This is a genomic window from Streptomyces sp. ISL-36 (genome assembly GCF_018614205.1).
Taxonomy (GTDB): domain Bacteria; phylum Actinomycetota; class Actinomycetes; order Streptomycetales; family Streptomycetaceae; genus Streptomyces.
The window spans coordinates 1-18,686 of the sequence record NZ_JAGGOS010000043.1 but is presented as its reverse complement, the minus strand read 5'-3'; the positions used below and the strand labels follow the sequence as shown (position 1 = coordinate 18,686).

Sequence of the window (18,686 nt, the reverse complement as noted above, 5' to 3'; positions counted from 1 at the left end):
CGCGCCCCCCGCGCACCCGCGCACGTCGTCGCGCACCCGCGCACGTCGTCGCGCCGCGCACACTCCGCGCCGCGCCCACCCGCGCCCGCCGCTCCGGGAGCGTGAGCGGCCCGGGCGCGGGTCCCGGCGTGCGGCGGCCGAGCCCCCTAGAGCCCCAGGGCCTCGTCCCGCTCCGCCTCGGCCTCGCGGCGCAGAAGCCGGAACCACATGAAGACCACGAAGCCCGCGAAGACGAACCACTCCGCGGTGTACCCGAGGTTCTGGAAGGCCTTCAGGTCCAAGGAGGTCCCGGCCGCGGCGGTCGCCGGGACCGGCGTCAGGCCGGCCGGGGAGTCGACGAGGGTGACCCAGGCGTCGTAGACCTTGTCCGGCACCAGGTTGATCAGCGCCCCCGCACTGATCATGCCGAGCTGCCCCTCCGGAAGCCCGCCCGCCGCGTGCACGCCCTTGCTGCCCGCGCTCTCCGAGGCCTGAAGGGCGCCCACCACGGTGACCTCGCCGGACGGCGGGGCCGGGGCCTTCGCACCGGCCGGCAGCCAGCCCCGTACCACCGGCAGCGAGGTTCCGCCGTCCGTCTTCAGCAACGTCAGGACGTAGCTGCCGGCGCGGCCGTCCAGCTCACGGTCCGGCACCAGGAACTGCTCTCCGTACCGGCCGCTCGCCTCCGCGTGCCGGCCCGAGGTCTCCTTGTCCACCGGCAGGAGCTTCTCCAGCGGCTCGGTCCTCAGCGTGCCCGGGTCCGGGGCCCGCTCCGCCTCCCGGTGGGAGTCGACGCGGTCCTCGAACTTGCCCATCTGCCAGGTCCCCATGAACAGGCAGAAAGGGATCGCCAGCAGGACGAAGACATTGATCCCCCACCAGCGGGGCGTTTTCAGGAACCGGTACACCCCTCCACGGTACGCAGTCCGCCTCACCCCCCGACCGGCCGGGTCCCCAGGTGCCGCGCGGCGAACTCCAGCTCCAGACGCACCTGCTTGATCCGCTCCTCCACCACCAGCGAGCCGTGGCCCGCGTCGTACCGGTAGACCTCGTGGACCGCGCCGCGGGCCGCCAGCCGGTCGACGTAGTTGTCGATCTGGCGGATCGGGCAGCGCGGGTCGTTGACGCCCGCCGAGATGTACACCGGGGCCGTGACCTTGTCGACGTACGTCAGCGGGGAGGAGGCCTCGAAGCGGTCCGGGACCTCCTGCGGCGAGCCGCCGAAGAGCGTGCGGTCCAGCGCTTTCAGAGCCTCCATCTCGTCCTCGTACGCCGTCACGTAGTCCGCGACCGGCACGGCGGCCAGCCCCAGCGACCAGGCGTCCGGCTGGGTGCCGAGCCCGAGCAGCGTCAGATACCCGCCCCAGGAGCCGCCCGACAGGACCAGCTTCGCCGGGTCCGCCAGACCGGAGGCCACCGCCCACTCCCGGACCGCGGCGACGTCCTCCAGCTCGATCAGGCCGACCCGGTGCTTGAGCGCGTCCGTCCACTCCCGGCCGTACCCGGTCGAGCCGCGGTAGTTGACCCGGACCACCGCGTAGCCGTGGTCCAGCCAGGCCGCCGGGCCCGACGCGAAGGCGTCGCTGTCGTGCCAGGCCGGGCCGCCGTGCACCTCGAAGATCGTCGGGAAGGGCCCTTCCCCGGTCCCCGGACGCTGTACGAGCGCGTGGATGCGGCCGCCGGGCCCCTCCACCCACACGTCCTCCACCGGCACCGAGGCGGGCGCCTTGGCGCCCGGCGGGTCGAGGACGACCCCGCCGTCCGTCGAGCGCACCACCGGCGGCAGCGCGGCCGACGACCAGAGGTACTCCACGGTGCCGTCCGGGCGGACCGTGGCGTCCGACACCGACCCGGCCGGGGTCTCCACCCGCACCAGCGCGCCGGTCGCGATGTCGTACCGCCACAGCTCGCTGCGCGCCTCGAAGCTGTGGACGATCAGCAGCCCCATGCCGTCCGCGTACCACTCCGCCGACACGTCGCCCGGCAGGTCGAGGCGGAGGTCGGTCTCCCGGCCGGTCGCCACGTCCCACAGCAGCGGCTCCCAGCGACCCCGCCGCTGGTGTCCGACGAGCAGCCGGGTGTCCCCGTCCACCGGCGCGAAGCCCAGCACCGCGAGGCCGAGCTCCTCGGTGCCTCCCTTGGTGTCGTCCAGCTCGGCGACCACCGAGGAGTCCTCCGCCCGCAGCACCCGCAGGGCGGAGTGCATGGCGTCGCCGTGCTCGGTGTGCTCCACGGCGATCAGGGTGCCGTCGTGCGAGAGGTCACCGACCCCGGCCGACTCTCGGTGCCGGTAGATCTCCACGGGCGCCGCTCCGTCGCGCACCAGGTGGATCGTGGAACCCTCCTCGTCCGTGGAGCGGCCGACGACCACCGTGCCGTCGCGGCCGATGGCGAGTCCCGCCGGGTAGGAGGGCGCGAGCCCCGGCACCGCGGGCTCGTCCGCTCCGCCCTCGAAGGGCTGGCGCATCCACACCCCGAACTCGTCGCCGTCCTTGTCCGAGAACCACCAGATCCACCGGCCGTCGGGCGAGAGGGTGCCGTCCGTCGTGCCGTTCGGCCGGTCCGTGACCTGCCGCTGGCCGCCGCTCGTCCGGTCCCAGGCGTACAGCTCGTACGTGCCCGTCGCGTTGGACACGAACAGGGAACGGTCCGGCGCCTCCTCGGCCCACTCGGGCAGGGACACGCGGGGCGCCCGGAACCGCTGCTCCCAGACGGGGACGCCGGCGTTGTCGTCGATCGCGTTGTTCTCGGTCATGGCCCCCATGATGCTCCGAACCGCCGACAATCCGTTCGCCTCGTCCGCAACCTGTGGATAACCTCCCGGGCATGTACTCACCGACCCCCGACGACTGGCGCGAGGCCAACCGCGTACGCTGGGACGAACGCGTGCCCATCCACGCCGCCAGCGAGTTCTACGACCTCGACGCCTTCCGCGCGGGCAAGGAGGCGCTGCGGGACTTCGAGCTGGCGGAGGTCGGCGACGTCACGGGACGCTCCCTGCTCCACCTCCAGTGCCACATCGGCCTGGACACGCTCTCCTGGGCCCGCCGCGGCGCCTCGCACGTCGTCGGCCTGGACTTCTCCGAACCCGCCGTCGAGACGGCCCGCTCACTCGCCGCCGATATCGGACTCCCCCCGGACCGGGCCGCGTTCGTGGCCGCCGACGCCTACGACGCCGCCGAGGCCGTCCCCGACTCCTCGTACGACATCGTCTACACCGGTATCGGCGCGCTGTGCTGGCTCCCGGACATCGACCGCTGGGCGGAGACCGCCGCCTCGCTCGTCGCTCCCGGCGGATTCCTGTACGTCGCCGAGTTCCATCCGCTCGCCGACTCCCTGGACGACGAGACCGGGACGCGTGTCGTCCACGACTACTTCACCCGTGACCCCTGGGTGGACACCACGCCGGGCACGTACGCGGACGCCGAGGCCGCCACCGTCCACAACCGCAGCGTGGAGTGGGTGCACCCGGTGGGCGAGGTCGTGACGGCGATCGCGAGGGCGGGGCTGCGGATCGAGTTCCTCCACGAGCACGACATGTCGCTCATCCCGCGGTACGGGACGTTGAAGCGGCAGGAGGATGGGTACTACCGGTTCCCGGCCGACCGGCCGCGCGTCCCCCTCATGTACTCGATCAAGGCGTCCCGCCCGGCGTCCTGAGCCGTCGAGCCCGATCGCGGCCGGGCCGGGAACGCGGCGGGACCGGGGGTCAGCTTTCGGAGCCGTCCGGCGGCGAACCGGCTCCGCGTTCCCGCGTGGACGACGGATCGGCCGTCCTCGACAGGCGGTTGCGGACGACGGCGGTGCCGATGGCGCCCGCCAGGGCGGCGGCCCCGAGGCCCAGGGCGAGGGCGGACGGGCCGGAGTCGGAGACGGCCTCGGCGGGGACGGTGGACGCCGCCTCGGCCGCGGTCCGCAGCGGGTGCAGGTCGAGGGCTTTCAGGTCGAAGGGGCTCAGGTCGAAGGGGCGCATGTCCCCAGGGGAACGGACCGGTGCCCCCGGGGCCACCCGGCGGACCCCGTTCGGGTCAGAACGCGGGTCGGCCCGTCACGACCTGGCCGGCGGGAAAACCCCTGGGCGGGACACGCCTCAGGAAGCGCTGGTCGCCGTCGGGTGGGTCGAGGGTGTCTCGGCCGAGCTGTCCTTGGGCGCGAGCCACGCCATGCCGATGAGCAGGAAGACCACGAAGGCGATCCCTCCGGCCACGGCGGCCGTCTTCCTCGGACGGCGCCGGGAGAGGGCCGCGAGGCCGGTCTCGCCACGGCGGGCCTGCCGGGGGTTCTGCGGTCTCGCCGAGGAGCGCGCCGAGGGTCTGCCCTGCGGGGTGGTGGGCGCGGACCGGGAGTGTGACGGCGGCGGGGTGTGACCGTGCGGCTGCTGGTGGGACGGCTGACGGTGCGACGGCTGGTGCTGCTGGTGCTGGTGTGCGGGCGCCTGCGGCTGCTGGTGCGACCGGTGGTGCTGGTGATGTGCCGGTCCGTGCGACTGCCGCTGATGAGACGTCTGATGCGACGTCTGACGAGACGTCGGGTGTGACTGCTGGTGTGACTGCTGATGCGACGGCTGGTGCGGCAGCGAGTGACCGCGCCAGGCCCCCGAGGCGAACCAGTCCGCGATCGCCTGTGCCGGAGGACGCTGTTCGGGCTGCTTGGCCAGCAACGTCAGCAGGTACGCCTCGAACGCGGCCGGCAGGCCCACACCGAGCTGCCGCGGCGGAGCCGGAGGCGTGTCGATGTGCTGGTACAGCAGCGCCGTCGCGGTGTCGCCCTGGAAGGGGGGCCGCCCGGTGAGGAGTTGGTACAGCACGCAGCCCAGCGAGTACACGTCGGAGGCCGGTGACGCCGGCTGTCCCAGCGCCCGTTCGGGTGCGAGGTAGAGGCCGGTGCCGACGATCTGGCCGGTGGTGGTGAGCGCCGCCGAGGGGTCGTCGACGAACCGCGCGATGCCGAAGTCCGCGAGCTTCACGGTCCCGTCGCCGTCGAGCAGCAGGTTCCCCGGCTTGATGTCCCGGTGCACCACGCCTTCCCGGTGCGCGGCGGCCAGCCCCGCGGCCGCGTGCGCGGCCACCACGGCGACCCGCTCCGGCGGCAGCACCTGAGGCGCCCCCGCGTCCCCGGCGAGGCTGCTTCCCTCCACCAACTCCATGACGAGGAACAGCTTTCCGTCCCACGTGCCGAAGTCGAAGACCCCCACGACATGCGGGTGGCTCAGCCGCGCCGCGGTCTGCGCCTCCAGCCGGAACCGCTCGGCGGCCGACGGGTCCGTCTCGTGACCCAGCATCAACTTCACGGCCACGGACCGCCCGAGCACCTCGTCGGTGGCCTGCCACACCTCGCCCATGCCGCCACGGCCGACACACATGTGAAGCCGATATCGGTCCGCGACCAGCACCTGAGACCCAGCCTTTCGACGGTCAGCCAACCTGATGACGTTCCAGAGTAGAGCCGCCTGATCCACACCCCGTCCCCGGAGGGCCGCCCGAACCGTCCGGAAGCCGCCACGAGCAGGTGATCTCCGCCGCATCACCCCCTGCACCCCGCGTCGAGAACGCCTCAGGCGGCCGGCGGGCAGCCGCGCGAAGGCCGTGCGTCAAAGCCGCGTAAAGACTGCCGGGCGCAGGCAATGTACGCGTCGGGGCGCGGTGACACGCTTTCCCCGTCCGGCGAGAACGCCGGCAGCGCGGGGGAGGTGCTCATGGGATTGTTTCTCGGTCTCGGCATGGCGGGCATCGTGCTGCTGGCCGTCTCGCTGGTGCTCGACGGAGTTCTCGAGGGCGTCTTCGACGGAGCTCTGGACGGGCTGTTCGACGGCTGGTTGTCGCTTCCGGTGATCGCGGGCTTCGTCTCGATGCTCGGCTTCACGGGGGCGATCGTGCTCGGGTCCACCGGACTCGGGCCCGGAGCGGCGACCACCGCGGGAGCCGTCGCGGGGGCGGGCGCCGGCTGGCTGACCTGGCGGCTGAGCCGCGCCCTGATGCGGGACGGCGGCGGAGACGCTCCGCACCAGGACGACCTCGTAGGGTCGGCCGGCACGGTGGTGACCGCCATTCCGCCGAGCGGCTACGGCGAGGTCCTCCTCCGCCTGGCCGGACAGCCGGTGAAGTACGCCGCGACCGCCGACGGCCCGCTGGAGCGTGGCGCCGAGGTGTGGGTCACGGCGGCACCGTCCGCCACCTCGGTCCGTGTCCGGGCCGTCGAGCGCTGATCGAACCTTCCACGTCGTTCCCATCGCCACCGATGCCCCCTCGGGGGAGGCAGGGGGTCTCTCATGAGTCCCGTGGTCACCGCGGTCGTCGGAGTCGTCGTACTCCTCGTCCTGCTCGGCCTCGTCGTCGTCACCCGCTACAAGGTCGCCGGCCCCAGCGAGGCGTTCATCATCACCGGCCGGCGGGGCAAGAAGTCCACCGACCCGGACACCGGTCAGGTCTTCACGGACAACAGCGGCCAGAAGGTCGTGGTCGGTGGCGGCGTGTTCGTCGTCCCCTTCGTCCAGCAGCGCTACACCCTCGACCTGTCCAGCCGCCACATCCCGGTCGCGGTCCGCGGCGCGGTCACCCTGCGCGGCATCAAGGCCCATCTCGAAGGCGTCGCGATCGTCAAGGTCGGCGGCAACGAGGACGCCATCCGGGCCGCCGCCCAGCGTTTCCTCCAGCAGCAGGACGGCATCGTCGGCTTCACCCAGGAAGTGCTCTCCGGCGCGCTGCGCGCCATCGTGGGCCGCATGTCGGTGGAGGACATCATCCGCGACCGGGCGGCGTTCGCCGGGCAGGTCGCGGAGGAGGCCGAGGCGAGCCTGTCCGGCCAGGGCCTGGTCCTGGACGCCTTCCAGATCCAGGACATCACGACCGAGGGCTCCTACCTGGAGGACCTCGGCCGGCCGGAGGCCGCCCGCGCCATGCAGGAGGCGGACATCGCCGAGGCCAACGCCCGCCAGGCCGCCGAACAGGCGCGTCTCAAGGCCGAGGAGGAGATCGCCGTCGCCCAGCGGACGCTCTACCTCCGCCAGGCCGAGATCAAGGCTGAGACGGACGCGGCGGCCGCCCAGGCCAACGCGGCCGGTCCGCTGGCCGAGGCCCACCGCCAGCAGCAGATCCTCTCGGAGCAGGAGAAGGTCGCCGAGCGTCAGGCCGCCCTGACCGACCGCCAGCTCGACACCCAGGTCCGCAAGCCGGCCGACGCCCGCCGCTACCAGGCCGAGCAGGAGGCGGAGGCCAAGCGCGTCGCCCGGGTCAAGCAGGCCGAGGCCGAGCGCCTGGCCTCGATCGCCGCCGCCGACGCGGAGGCGGAGCGGGCCCGGCTGACCGGCGAGGGCGAGAAGCAGCGCCGTTCGGCTCTCGCCGAGGCCGAGGCCATCGAGGGGGCCAAGCGCGGTGAGGCCGAGCGGGCCCGGCGTGCGGCCATCGCCGAGGCCGTCCGCCTCGAAGGCGACGCGGAGGCCGCGGCCATCGCCGCCAAGGGCTCGGCCGAGGCCGAGGCCATGCGGAAGAAGGCCGAGGCCTTCGAGCGCTACGGTGACGCGGCGATGGTCCAGATGCTGGTCGAGGCGCTGCCGGAGGTCGTCGCCAAGGCCGCCGAACCGCTGAGCGCCATCGACCGGATGACCATCATCTCCACCGACGGGGCGAGCAAGCTCTCCCGTACCGTCACCGACAACGTCGCCCAGGGCATGGAACTCCTCGGCGCCACCACCGGGATCGACCTGGCGCAGCTGCTCAAGGGCCTCACGGCCGGAAAGCCGTCCGCCGCCGAGCCGTCCGCCGGAAAGCCGTCCGCTGCCGCGGAACCGTCCGCCGCGGAGCCGTACGCCGCGGCCGGTCCGTCGGCCTCCCACGAGAAGATCGAGATCACCGGCTGACCACGACCGCCGCGCCGGGCCCGCTTCGCGAGAAGCGGGCCCGCCGGTCACTTCCCGGCGGAGAGCTCGCCGCTGAGGTTGCCGCTGAGGTTGCCGTGTATGCGCGCGCTCTGCGCGTTCAGACCGGTGATCTCGACGCGCTTGCCCCGCTGTGCGTACCGGTGCTCGATCGCGTCCAGCGCGGCCACGGAGGACGCGTCCCAGATGTGGGCCGCGGAGAGGTCGATCACCACCGTGTCGGGGTCGCCGGCGTAGTCGAACCGCCCGACCAGGTCGTTGGAGGAGGCGAAGAACAGCTCGCCGGTCACGCGGTACACCACCTGGCCGCCGTCCGGGTCGAGGACGGAGGTGACGTCCGCCAGATGTGCGACGCGTCTGGCGAAGACGACCATCGCCGTGAGGGAGCCCACCACCACGCCCACGGCGAGGTTGTGGCTGAAGACCAGCACACCACGGTGACGACCATGACGACGATCTCACCGGCCGGCATCCGCTTGAGGGTCTTCGGCGCGACGGAGTGCCAGTCGAAGGTCGCGAAACACACCATGACCATCACGGCGACGAGCGCGGCCATCGGGATCTCGGAGACGACCGGCCCCAGGGCGAGGCACAGCACCAGCAGGAACGCGCCCGCGAGGAAGGTGGAGAGCCGGGTGCGGGCCCCGGACACCTTCACGTTGATCATCGTCTGGCCGATCATCGCGCAGCCCCCCATCCCGCCGAAGAACCCGGTGACGATGTTGGCGACACCCTGCCCGATGGACTCCCGGGTCTTCGAGGACCGGGTGTCGGTGATCTCGTCGACCAGCTTCGCCGTCATCAGCGACTCCATCAGCCCGACGAGGGCCATGGCCAGCGCGTACGGCGCGATGAGGAGCAGCGTGTCCAGGGTGAACGGCACGTCGGGCAGCCCGGGCACCGGCAGTGAGGAGGGCAGCGCGCCCTTGTCGCCGACGGTCGGGACGGCGATGCCCGCGGCCACGGTGATCACGGTGAGGACGACGATGGAGACCAGCGGGGCCGGGACCGCCTTCGTGATCTTCGGGAAAAACACCATCAGCGCCAGGCCGGCCGGCCACCGACCACGGAGATCACCACGGCCATCGTGAACGAGGCGAACAGCCCGATCGCCGGGTCGACCCCGGCGATGATCGAGAACGAGATCGCCTCGGGAACGAGGGCCAGCGCGACCACCAGGCCGGCCAGCACCTCGGTACGGAAGACCTTCGGCGAGAGCCAGGCGGGCCGTGTCGGACGACCCTGACCGGGGCCACGGAGCCGCGCGAACAGGGACACGGGGGAAGCGGACGAGGGGGAGGAGGGCGAGGGGGAGGAGAACAAGGGAGTACGGACCTCGGGCTCGGGCGCACCCGGACCGGCGGACGGGCACGCGGAGAAGGGAGGGACGCAGGAAGGGCCTGATCCGTAGTACGGATCAGGCCCTCGACCTGGTCTTACGAAGTCGGGGTGGCGGGATTTGAACCCACGACCTCTTCGTCCCGAACGAAGCGCGCTGCCAAGCTGCGCTACACCCCGATGTCACTGCTCTGTTGTTCACGTCGCGGCGACATCGATTACTTTAGCCCACCCACGCGCTGAGACGAAATCCGGTTTTCGCGTCCTCGCACCGCAGGTCGGACGCGGTCCGGGGAGACGAACCGCTCAGTCGCGCGCGGTCAGCGTCAGCAGGGTCGCCTCCGGCGGGCAGGCGAAGCGGACCGGGGTGTACCTGTTCGTGCCGCAGCCCGCCGAGACGTGGAGGAACGAGGTCCGGTCCGCCACGGTGTGCGTGGACAGGCCCTTCACCCGCTCCGTGTCCACGTCGCAGTTGGTGACCAGCGCCCCGTAGAAGGGGACGCACAGCTGACCGCCGTGCGTGTGTCCCGCCAGGATCAGCTCGTACCCGTCCGCCGTGAAGGCGTCCAGGGTGCGCAGGTACGGGGCGTGGACCACGCCCATCGAGAAGTCCGCCGACAGGTCCGGGCCGCCGGCCACCCGCTCGTACCGGTCCCGCTTGATGTGCGGGTCGTCCAGGCCGGTGAAGGCGAGCTCCAGGTCGGGCAGCTTCAGCCGGCCGCGCGTGTTGGTCAGGTTCACCCAGCCCGCCGCGTCGAAGGCGTCCCGCATGCCCTCCCACGGGTTGTGGATCGCGCCCACCACCGGCGCGTTGCCGTTCAGCCCGTGGCGGCCCTGCGCCTTCTCCATCAGATAGCGGGCGGGGTTGCGCAGCCGCGGGCCGTAGTAGTCGTTGGAGCCGAAGACGTAGACGCCCGGGAACTCCATCAGCGGGCCGAGCGCGTCCAGGACCTCCGGGACCGCGTTCGTGTCCGAGAGGTTGTCGCCGGTGTTGACGACGAGGTCGGGCCGCAGCCCCGCCAGCGACTGCAGCCACGCCCGCTTCTTGCGCTGACCGCAGACCATGTGGATGTCGGAGACCTGAAGGACCCGCAGATCGCGCATCCCGCGTGGCAGGACCGGGACCGTCACCCGGCGGAGGCGGAACGAGCGGGCCTCGAAGCCCGCCGCGTAGAGGAGTCCGGCCGCCGCCGTCGCGGTAAGACCTGCCGTGACCTTCAGGGGGATCCCGTACCGTGCGCGCATTCCTCCATCGTCGCAGACGGAGGGGGCCCGGTTGCGGCGCGGGCGCGAAGGCGCGGCCGTGAAGGCGCGGGCGTGAACGCGCGTGCGTGAAGGCGGGGGCGTGAAAGGCACAGGCCTTAAAGCGCGGGCGGCCACGACGCCCCACCTGACACACTGGGGCGCATGACCACGCTCAAGGCCAAGCTTCAGGACGACCTCAACGCCGCCATCAAGGAGCGCGACGAGCTGCGCTCCTCGACGCTCCGGCTCACCCTCGCCGCGATCACCAAGGAGGAGGTCGCGGGCAAGACCAAGCGCGAGCTCTCCGACGACGAGGTGCAGAAGGTGATCGCCAAGGAGGCGAAGAAGCGCCGCGAGGCCGCGGACGCCTTCGCCCAGGGCGGTCGTGCCGAGTCGGCCGAGCGGGAGAAGGCGGAGGGCGTCATCCTCGACGCGTACCTGCCCAAGCAGCTCGGCGACGACGAGCTGGAGCAGATCGTGGCCGCGGCCGTCGCCGAGGCCACGGGCGCGGGCCACGAGGGGCCGCGGGCGATGGGCGCCGTCATGAAGATCGTGAATCCGCAGGTGGCCGGCCGGGCCGAGGGCGGGCGTGTCGCCGCCGTCGTGAAGAAGCTCCTCGCGGGCTGACCTCCGACCTGTACGTATGAGGGCGCCCCCCGATATCGGGGGGCGCCCTCACACATGTGTCCTGCCGACTGCCGACTGCCGGCTACCCGCGGCCTCCGTGGCCTCCTCCGCCGCCGTTCCCCTGGCCGCGGTTGTTCCCGCCGCCGATCAGGTCCGGCGGGATGGTGATCCCGGGGAGCACGTCCCCGTCACCCGGATCGCCGTCACCCGGATCGCCGTCGCTCGGCTTGCCCTTGTCCTTCTCCTTGTCCTCCGGCTTGTCGCCGCGGGGCACGGAGATGGGAGCGAAGGACGGGGTGTCGGAGGCGTCGAGCGCCCCGGTCATCGCGATCCGCCAGATCGGACCGGGGAGGCAGCCGCCGCAGACCTTGTCGTAGTACTCGCCGCCGATGGTGATGTCGTACATCGACATCTTGTCGCCCATGTCGTCACCGACCCACACCGCCGTGGAGAGGTTCGGGGTGTACCCGACGAACCAGGCGTCCTTGCGGTCGTTCGTCGTACCCGTCTTGCCGGCGTTGTCGCGGTCGCTCAGACCCGCCTTCGTACCGGTGCCGTCCTCGACGACGCCCTTCAGCATCTGGTTGATGGTGTCCGCGGTCCGCTCGCTCATCGTCCGCGAGCACTCCGTCTGAGGCACCTTCAGCTTCTTGCCGGCCGCCGTGGTGATCGACTCGATGGCGACCGGGGTGCAGTACGTGCCGCGGTTGGCGAAGGTGGCGTACACGGCCGCCATGTCGAGCGGGGTGCTCTCCTGCGCGCCGAGGGTGATCGAGGGGAGCTCCTCGACCTTCTTGCCGAGCTCGCGCTCGTACCCCATCTTCTTGGCCATCGTGATCGTCTCGCAGAGGCCGGCCATCTGCTCGAGCTTCGCGAAGTACGTGTTGATGGACTTGCCGAGGGCGCTGGTCATGTCCCAGGTGCCCTCCTCGGACTTCATCTCGTTGCCGATCTCCCAGTTGGCGTAGCCCGCCTGCTTGCCGTCGCAGCGGGTGTACGCGCTCTCCGGGATGTTGATCTTCCACGGCGTGGAGAACGACTGGGCGGGGCTGAGCCCCTTCTCCAGCGCCGCCGCGGCAGTGATCGGCTTGAACGTCGAACCGACCTGGAAGCCGTAGGTGGTGCCACCCATCTTGCTGCCGACGGCGAGGTTGAGCGTCGTCTGGTGCTGCTTCTGGTCCAGGCCGTACGGGCGGGACTGGCCCATCGAGAGGATCTTGCCGCTGCCCGGCTGGACCTGGACGACGGAGGCGGCGACCTTGTCGTCCTCGTTGATCTTCGCGACGGCGGCCGCGTTGGCGGCCTCCTGCGCGCGCGGGTCGAGCGTGGTCCTGATGGTCAGGCCACCGAGGTTCCACAGCTTCTGCCGCTCCTCGACCGTCTTGCCGAAGACCGGGTCGTTGAGGATGGTCTTGCGGACGTAGTCGCAGAAGAAGCCGGCGCCGTCGACGGCGGTGATGCAGCCGTTCTTCGGGGACTTCACCTTCAGCTTGACCGGCGTGGCCTTCGCCCGGTCCGCCTCGGCCTGGCTGATGTCCTTCACGTCGGCCATCCGCTGCAGCACGACGTTGCGGCGCTTGGTGGCTTCCTGGAGGTCGTTGACCGGGTCGTAGCGGCTCGGCGACTGGACGAGGCCGGCCATCATGGCGGCCTCCTCCAGCTTCAGGTCGGCGGCGGGCTTGGAGAAGTAGCGCTGGGCCGCCGCCTCGATGCCGTACGCCTGCTGCCCGAAGAAGGTGATGTTGAGGTAGTTCTCGAGGATCTTCTTCTTCCCCAGCTCCTCCTCGACCTGGATCGCGTACTTCAGTTCGCGCACCTTGCGGCCGATGGTCTGCTGGGTGGCCTGGGCGACCTTCTCGGGGTCGTCGCCCGCCTCCTCGACGAAGACGTTCTTCACGTACTGCTGGGTGAGCGTGGACGCGCCCTGGGCCACGCCGCCGGACTGGGCGTTGCGGTTGATCGCGCGCAGCACACCCTTGAGGTCGATGGCCCCGTGCTCGTAGAAGCGCGAGTCCTCGATCGCGACGATCGCCTTCTGCATGTACGGCGAGATCTTCTCGATCGGCACGACCTTCCGGTCGCGCGAGTACACGGTGGCGAGGTGGCCGCCCTGTGAGTCCAGGATGGTGGTGCGCTGACTCAGCGGCGGTGTCTTCAGGTTGGACGGGATTTCGTCGAATCCCTCGACCGTGCCCTTGGCGGCCAGTCCGAGTGCTCCGGCCGCGGGCAGGGCGATGCCCGCCAGCACGGCTCCGGAGAGCACGCTGACACCGAGGAACTTGGCGGCCTGCTGGGTCCCGGTCAGACCACCGCCCGAGCGCTTCTTTGCCATGGGGGCAGCCTACGTTCTCAATCGCCGGACACGCGTATATGCCTTGGCCTAAGCTGCTCTCAACTGTCACAGCAGTGTGGTTCTGCATCAAGGGCCGGGCGTGACATCGGCATGAAAACCCATGACCCCGAAGCGTGGGACACCATGCCCGATTCCGCCCCATGCGTCACCCGCCGTCCCAAGTGGCTCCGCCACAGCGGGGTGAACTGTGTTGATTTGCCGGTTTCGACACACATGTCCTCCGGTCACTCCCCTGGGTGATCTGCCGCGTACGCATAGTCCGTTCGGGCCATTCAAGATTGGGCCCGAAGGGGGTGTTGCGCTGTGCCCACCTTCCGTAACGTCACCAACTGGCAGCGGTGAATATGCCGCTACCGCCGTGGGGGAGCCTCGATTCGGGAGAGGACGGCGCCGGTATGGGCTGGGTAGCTGACTGGAGTGCGCAGGCGGCCTGCCGCACTACCGATCCGGATGAACTTTTCGTGCAGGGAGCGGCGCAGAACAGGGCGAAGGCGGTGTGCACCGGATGCCCGGTGCGGACCGAGTGCCTGGCCGACGCCCTGGACAACCGCGTGGAGTTCGGCGTGTGGGGCGGCATGACGGAGCGCGAGCGCCGTGCCCTGCTGCGCCGGCGGCCGACCGTCACCTCGTGGCGGCGCCTCCTCGAGACCGCGCGTACGGAGTACGAGCGGGGAGCGGGCCTGCTGCCTGTGGCGATGGAGGACGACGCGACGTACGAGGCGTACGCGGCGGTGGGCTGAGCCCCGCCGGACGCCGTACGTACAGCTCAGGCAGAGGGCCTACGCCCGGCCGTGAGCCGGTCACCGATGGCCCGCAGCCCTGCGAGATCGTGTACGTCGCCGGGCAGGGCGGCCACTTCGGCGACCGCCACCTCCGGGTGGAGCGCGGTGAAGCGGTCGCGCGTGCGCTGTTCGCGCGCGAGCACCTGCATCCGCTCGGCATGCAGACGCAGAAGTCCCGCGGTCAGTTGCTGAATGTCCGGTGCGTCGCGGTCGTGCGCGGCTGTGGGGGCAGCCTGGGGTTCGTGCGCGTGCGTGAGCGCAGGGTCGTTCTGTGGTGCTCGCTCTTGCGCTCGCTCTTGCGCTCGCTCTTGCTCTTGCTCGGGAAGTGCGGCGGCGGTGGCGATGTCTGACGACTCGGGGGAAGTGGCGCGGGCGCCACGCTCACCAGTCTTCCCGCCCCCCTGATCCGCCATGCACCCCTCGTCAAGATTTTCTGCCGCGGCCCGCGCCCGTTCGGCCGACAGCCGGGCGGCGCCACTGTCGTGGACGCGGTTGAGGACGAGACCGGCCAGCGGCATCTCCTCGGCGGCCAGCCGCTCCACGAAGTACGCGGCCTCGCGCAGCGCGTCCCGCTCCGGCGTGGCGACCACCAGGAAGGCCGTACCCGGGGCCTGGAGCAGCTTGTACGTCGCGTCCGCCCGGGTCCGGAAGCCGCCGAACATCGTGTCCATGGCGGCCACGAAGGTCTGCACGTCCTTCAGGAACTGACCCCCCAGCAGCTTTCCCAGGGTCCCCGTCATCATCGACATGCCGACGTTGAGGAACTTCATCCCCGCCCGGCCGCCCATCTTCGCCGGCGCCATGAGCAGCTTGATGAACTTCCCGTCCAGGAAGGACCCCAGCCGCTTCGGCGCGTCGAGGAAGTCGAGCGCGGAGCGGGACGGCGGAGTGTCGACGATGATCAGGTCCCACGCGTCGCGGGCCCGTAGCTGCCCGAGCTTCTCCATCGCCATGTACTCCTGCGTACCGGCGAAACCGGCCGACAGCGACTGGTAGAAGGGGTTCTCCAGAATGGCCCGGGCCCGCTCGGCGTCGGCGTGCGCCTCGACGATCTCGTCGAAGGTCCGCTTCATGTCGAGCATCATGGCGTGCAGTTCCCCGCCGTCGGAGCCCTTGATGCCCTCGACCTTGCGCGGGACGTTGTCGAGCGAGTCGATCCCCATCGACTGCGCGAGCCGCCGCGCCGGATCGATCGTCAGGACGACGACCTTGCGCCCCCGCTCGGCCGCGCGGACCCCGAGGGCGGCCGCGGTCGTCGTCTTGCCGACGCCGCCGGCGCCGCAGCAGACGATGATCCGGGTCGCCGGGTCGTCGATGAGCGGATCGAGTTCGAGCGCGGGCGCGGAGTCGAGACCGTTCGAGGGCGCGGAGTCGAGGCTGTCCGAGGGTGCGGAGTCGAGACCGTTCGAGGGCGCGGAGTCCAGGCTGTCCGTGGGTACGGAGTCGAGGCCGTTCGAGGGTGCGGAGCCGAGGCCGTCCGTCGGTGCGGCGCCGGAACTCTTCGCGGGTACGGAACCCTTCGCGGCTGCGGAACCGGGCCCCTTCGCGGGCGCGGAGCCCCGACCCTTCGCGGGCGAGGAACCGCCGTCATCGCTGTGCCCGCCACCGGGGCCTACTGCCCGCCCGGGTGCGGCGCCGGAACCCTTCGCGTCGGCAGGTTCTTTCTCCGTCACGCGTCCACCCCTTGTTTGCGCAGTTCCTTCGCCAGCCGGTACATGCCCGCGATGTCCGCCCCGTCCCCCAGGAAGGGCAGTTCGTACGCCGGTACCCCGAGCCCCGCCAGGACCGCCCGCTGCTCGCGCTCCAGCTCCACGCGCTGCGCGTGCTCCGCGGCCTGTTCGAGGAGCGGCTCGACCAGCTTCGTACCGCCGGTGATCCCCGCGGCGGCCAGCGTCTTCGCGACCGCGTCCCGGTGGTCGCCGGAGGCGGCCCGTACCGCCGCCTCGTCGAGGACGTGCGGACGGACCATGTTCACGATGACCTTGCCCACGGGCAGTTCGGCCTCCCGCAGCTCGGCGATGCCGTCCGCCGTCTCCTGGACCGGCATCTCCTCCAGCAGGGTCACCAGGTGCACCGCCGTCTCGGGGGACTTGAGCACCCGCATCACGGCCTGCGCCTGGTTGTGTATCGGGCCGATCCGGGCGAGGCCCGCCACCTCGTCGTTCACGTTGAGGAAACGGGTGATCCGCCCGGTCGGCGGCGCGTCCATGACGACGTAGTCGTAGGTGTAGCCGCCGTGCTTCTCGCGTCGGCGGACCGCCTCGCACGCCTTGCCGGTCAGCAGGACGTCCCGTACCCCGGGCGCGATCGTCGTCGCGAAGTCGATCGCGCCGAGCTTCTTCAGGGCCCGGCCCGCGCTGCCCAGTTTGTAGAACATCTGGAGGTAGTCGAGGAGTGCCCGCTCGGCGTCGATGGCCAGCGCGAACACCTCGCCGCCGCCCGGACCGACGGCGATCTTGCGCTCCTCGTACGGAAGGGCCTCCGTCTCGAAGAGCTGTGCGATGCCCTGCCTGCCCTCGACCTCCACGAGGAGGGTCCGCCTGCCCTCCGTCGCGAGGGCGAGCGCGAGGGCGGCGGCGACCGTCGTCTTACCGGTACCGCCCTTGCCGCTGACGACCTGGAGCCTGCTCACGTCTTCGAGCCTAACCACTGCCGTGCCGCCCTAAGCAGGAGGTGTGTGTGGCAGCGGATACAGTCGGCTCCATGACCAAGTGGGAATACGCGACCGTGCCCCTTCTCGTGCACGCGACGAAGCAGATTCTGGACACCTGGGGCGAGGACGGGTGGGAGCTCGTCCAGGTCGTTCCCGGCCCGAACAACCCCGAGCAGCTGGTGGCCTACCTGAAGCGGGAGAAGGCGTGAGCGCCGTCGAGGCCAAGCTCGCCGAGCTCGGCCTGACGCTGCCTGAGGTCGTTCCTCCGCTGGCCGCCTATCAGCCGGCCGTGCAGTCCGGCGTGTACGTCTACACCTCGGGCCAGCTGCCGATGGTGGACGGCAAGCTTCCGGTGACCGGCAAGGTCGGCGGCGAGGTGACCGCGGAAGAGGCCAAGAAGCTCGCGGCCACCTGCGCGCTGAACGCGCTCGCGGCCGTGAAGTCGGTCGCCGGTGACCTGGACCGGATCAAGCGGGTCGTGAAGGTCGTCGGCTTCGTCGCCTCGGCCGCCGACTTCACCGGACAGCCCGGCGTGATCAACGGCGCAAGCGAGCTGCTCGGCGCCGTCCTCGGCGACAAGGGCGTGCACGCCCGCAGCGCCGTGGGCGTGGCGGTGCTCCCGCTCGACGCCCCGGTCGAGGTCGAGGTCCAGGTGGAGCTCGTCCAGGACTGACCCGGTCCCCGGGCGGCGCGCCGGCTCCCGGCCGACGCGCCACGCACGTGCCACGCCTCACGCACGTGCCACGCCTCACGCACGTGCCACGCTCCATGCACGTGCCACGTTCCACGTGCCTTCGACGTTCCACGTGCCACGTTGACGTTGCGCGTTTCACGGAGAGCCGGTTCCTCCCTCCCGGAGGAATCGGCTCTCGAACATCCGGAGCGCCCGGCATACCATCCGGCCATGGCGAATGGTCAGTGGTACCCACCGGAATGGCCCGACCGCATCCGCGCTCTGGCCGCGGGCGACCTGGTCCCCGCGACACCCAAGCGGGCCGCCACCGTGCTGCTGCTGCGGGACGCGGCCGACGGGCCGAGCGTCCACATGCTGCGACGCCGCGCCTCCATGGCCTTCGCGGGCGGTGCGTACGCGTATCCCGGCGGCGGTGTCGACCCGCGGGACGAGCACCCCGTGCGCTGGGCCGGGCCCTCCCTGGCCCTCTGGGCCGATCGGCTCGGCGTGCCGGACCTCGCGCAGGCACAGGCGATCGTCTGCGCGGCGGTGCGCGAGACGTACGAGGAGGCGGGCGTGCTGCTCGCCGGGGAGACACCGGAGTCGGTGGTCGGCGACACGACCGGCGACGACTGGGAGAAGGACCGGGAGGCGCTGGTCGCCCGAGAGCTGTCCTTCGCGGACTTCCTCGACCGGCGCGGACTGGTGCTGCGGTCCGATCTGCTCGGCGCGTGGGCGCGCTGGATCACGCCCGCGTTCGAGCCCCGGCGCTACGACACCTGGTTCTTCGTGGCCGCGCTGCCGGCCGGTCAGCGCACCCGCAACGCCTCGACCGAGGCGGACCGTACGGTCTGGATCCGGCCGGCGGAGGCCGCGGCCGGGTACGACCGGGGCGAGCTGACGATGATGCCGCCCACGATCTCGACCCTTCGCGGACTCGAGCGCTTCGGTTCGGCGGCCGAGGCCCTGGCCGCGTCCGTGGAGCAGGACCTCACCCCCGTACTCGCGCAGGCGCGTCTCGACGGGGACGATCTGGTCCTGAGCTGGCCGGGGCACGACGAGTTCACCAAGCACATTCCGACGGGTACGGCCGATGCCGCCGAGCCGGTGCAGGCTGTCGACGCTGGCACCGGGACGGGGCCCGGCACCGGCAGCGGCAGCGG

At 71.3% G+C, this 18,686-nt stretch carries 16 protein-coding genes, 1 tRNA gene and 1 pseudogene; 8 read left to right on the top strand and 10 right to left on the bottom strand.

Annotation, left to right across the window (positions count from 1 at the left end):
• Positions 1 to 146 precede the first annotated feature (146 nt).
• Positions 147 to 887 (bottom strand): SURF1 family protein, encoded by a 741-nt coding sequence (locus J7E93_RS11315; RefSeq protein WP_215068033.1) that lies wholly within the window; start codon positions 885 to 887, stop codon positions 147 to 149.
• 23 nt (positions 888 to 910) lie between these two features.
• A complete protein-coding gene (locus tag J7E93_RS11310; protein ID WP_215068031.1) occupies positions 911 to 2,743 on the bottom strand; it encodes a prolyl oligopeptidase family serine peptidase in 1,833 nt (610 codons plus the stop codon).
• 62 nt (positions 2,744 to 2,805) lie between these two features.
• On the opposite strand from J7E93_RS11310, the gene J7E93_RS11305 reads away from it, so the two are divergent.
• Positions 2,806 to 3,639: a bifunctional 2-polyprenyl-6-hydroxyphenol methylase/3-demethylubiquinol 3-O-methyltransferase UbiG gene (locus J7E93_RS11305; protein WP_215068029.1), complete on the top strand. Its 834-nt coding sequence runs from the start codon at positions 2,806 to 2,808 to the stop codon at positions 3,637 to 3,639.
• A gap of 49 nt (positions 3,640 to 3,688) precedes the next feature.
• Here the strand turns inward: J7E93_RS11305 and J7E93_RS11300 are convergent, their stop codons facing one another.
• Both J7E93_RS11300 and J7E93_RS11295 read right to left on the bottom strand, forming a co-directional pair.
• Positions 3,689 to 3,952 carry a hypothetical protein gene (locus J7E93_RS11300; protein ID WP_215068027.1) on the bottom strand — a complete coding sequence of 88 codons (264 nt, stop codon included), beginning with the start codon at positions 3,950 to 3,952 and terminating at the stop codon, positions 3,689 to 3,691.
• A gap of 117 nt (positions 3,953 to 4,069) precedes the next feature.
• The gene (locus tag J7E93_RS11295) at positions 4,070 to 5,371 is read right to left on the bottom strand and encodes a serine/threonine-protein kinase (protein WP_215068244.1); all 1,302 of its coding nucleotides are present in this window, start codon (positions 5,369 to 5,371) and stop codon (positions 4,070 to 4,072) included.
• A gap of 303 nt (positions 5,372 to 5,674) precedes the next feature.
• Between J7E93_RS11295 and J7E93_RS11290 the strand changes: the two genes are divergently transcribed.
• Positions 5,675 to 6,184: a hypothetical protein gene (locus J7E93_RS11290; RefSeq protein WP_215068025.1), complete on the top strand. Its 510-nt coding sequence runs from the start codon at positions 5,675 to 5,677 to the stop codon at positions 6,182 to 6,184.
• 63 nt (positions 6,185 to 6,247) lie between these two features.
• The gene (locus J7E93_RS11285) at positions 6,248 to 7,834 is read left to right on the top strand and encodes a flotillin family protein (protein WP_215068023.1); all 1,587 of its coding nucleotides are present in this window, start codon (positions 6,248 to 6,250) and stop codon (positions 7,832 to 7,834) included.
• Between the two features lie 47 nt (positions 7,835 to 7,881).
• On the opposite strand, the pseudogene J7E93_RS11280 reads toward J7E93_RS11285, so the two are convergent.
• The 3 genes and pseudogenes from J7E93_RS11280 to J7E93_RS11270 all read right to left on the bottom strand — a co-directional run bounded on the left by J7E93_RS11280 (position 7,882) and on the right by J7E93_RS11270 (position 10,435).
• Positions 7,882 to 9,130: pseudogene (locus J7E93_RS11280) on the bottom strand (SulP family inorganic anion transporter).
• Positions 9,131 to 9,296: 166 nt separating this feature from the next.
• Positions 9,297 to 9,370: transfer RNA gene (locus J7E93_RS11275), tRNA-Pro, on the bottom strand.
• Positions 9,371 to 9,496: 126 nt separating this feature from the next.
• A complete protein-coding gene (locus J7E93_RS11270) occupies positions 9,497 to 10,435 on the bottom strand; it encodes a metallophosphoesterase (RefSeq protein ID WP_215068021.1) in 939 nt (312 codons plus the stop codon).
• Positions 10,436 to 10,597: 162 nt separating this feature from the next.
• Between J7E93_RS11270 and J7E93_RS11265 the strand changes: the two genes are divergently transcribed.
• Complete coding sequence (locus J7E93_RS11265; protein ID WP_215068019.1) at positions 10,598 to 11,062, top strand: GatB/YqeY domain-containing protein; 465 nt, start codon at positions 10,598 to 10,600, stop codon at positions 11,060 to 11,062.
• 82 nt (positions 11,063 to 11,144) lie between these two features.
• Here the strand turns inward: J7E93_RS11265 and J7E93_RS11260 are convergent, their stop codons facing one another.
• Complete coding sequence (locus J7E93_RS11260) at positions 11,145 to 13,394, bottom strand: transglycosylase domain-containing protein (protein WP_215068017.1); 2,250 nt, start codon at positions 13,392 to 13,394, stop codon at positions 11,145 to 11,147.
• A gap of 416 nt (positions 13,395 to 13,810) precedes the next feature.
• On the opposite strand from J7E93_RS11260, the gene J7E93_RS11255 reads away from it, so the two are divergent.
• Positions 13,811 to 14,155: a WhiB family transcriptional regulator gene (locus tag J7E93_RS11255; protein ID WP_026058363.1), complete on the top strand. Its 345-nt coding sequence runs from the start codon at positions 13,811 to 13,813 to the stop codon at positions 14,153 to 14,155.
• Between the two features lie 26 nt (positions 14,156 to 14,181).
• Here J7E93_RS11255 and J7E93_RS11250 read toward each other — a convergent pair whose 3' ends face one another.
• Positions 14,182 to 15,513, bottom strand: coding sequence for an ArsA family ATPase (locus J7E93_RS11250; RefSeq protein WP_308368369.1), 1,332 nt, complete (start codon positions 15,511 to 15,513; stop codon positions 14,182 to 14,184).
• Positions 15,514 to 15,866: 353 nt separating this feature from the next.
• A complete protein-coding gene (locus tag J7E93_RS11245; protein ID WP_215068015.1) occupies positions 15,867 to 16,829 on the bottom strand; it encodes an ArsA-related P-loop ATPase in 963 nt (320 codons plus the stop codon).
• A gap of 71 nt (positions 16,830 to 16,900) precedes the next feature.
• Between J7E93_RS11245 and J7E93_RS11240 the strand changes: the two genes are divergently transcribed.
• From J7E93_RS11240 to J7E93_RS11230, 3 genes are all read left to right on the top strand, one after another.
• Positions 16,901 to 17,059, top strand: coding sequence for a DUF4177 domain-containing protein (locus J7E93_RS11240; RefSeq protein ID WP_003967454.1), 159 nt, complete (start codon positions 16,901 to 16,903; stop codon positions 17,057 to 17,059).
• Positions 17,056 to 17,523 (top strand): RidA family protein, encoded by a 468-nt coding sequence (locus tag J7E93_RS11235; RefSeq protein ID WP_215068014.1) that lies wholly within the window; start codon positions 17,056 to 17,058, stop codon positions 17,521 to 17,523. The genes J7E93_RS11240 and J7E93_RS11235 overlap by 4 nt, the downstream gene beginning before the upstream one ends.
• A gap of 231 nt (positions 17,524 to 17,754) precedes the next feature.
• On the top strand, positions 17,755 to 18,686 hold a 932-nt coding region (locus J7E93_RS11230; RefSeq protein WP_251066395.1), incomplete at its 3' end, for a hypothetical protein.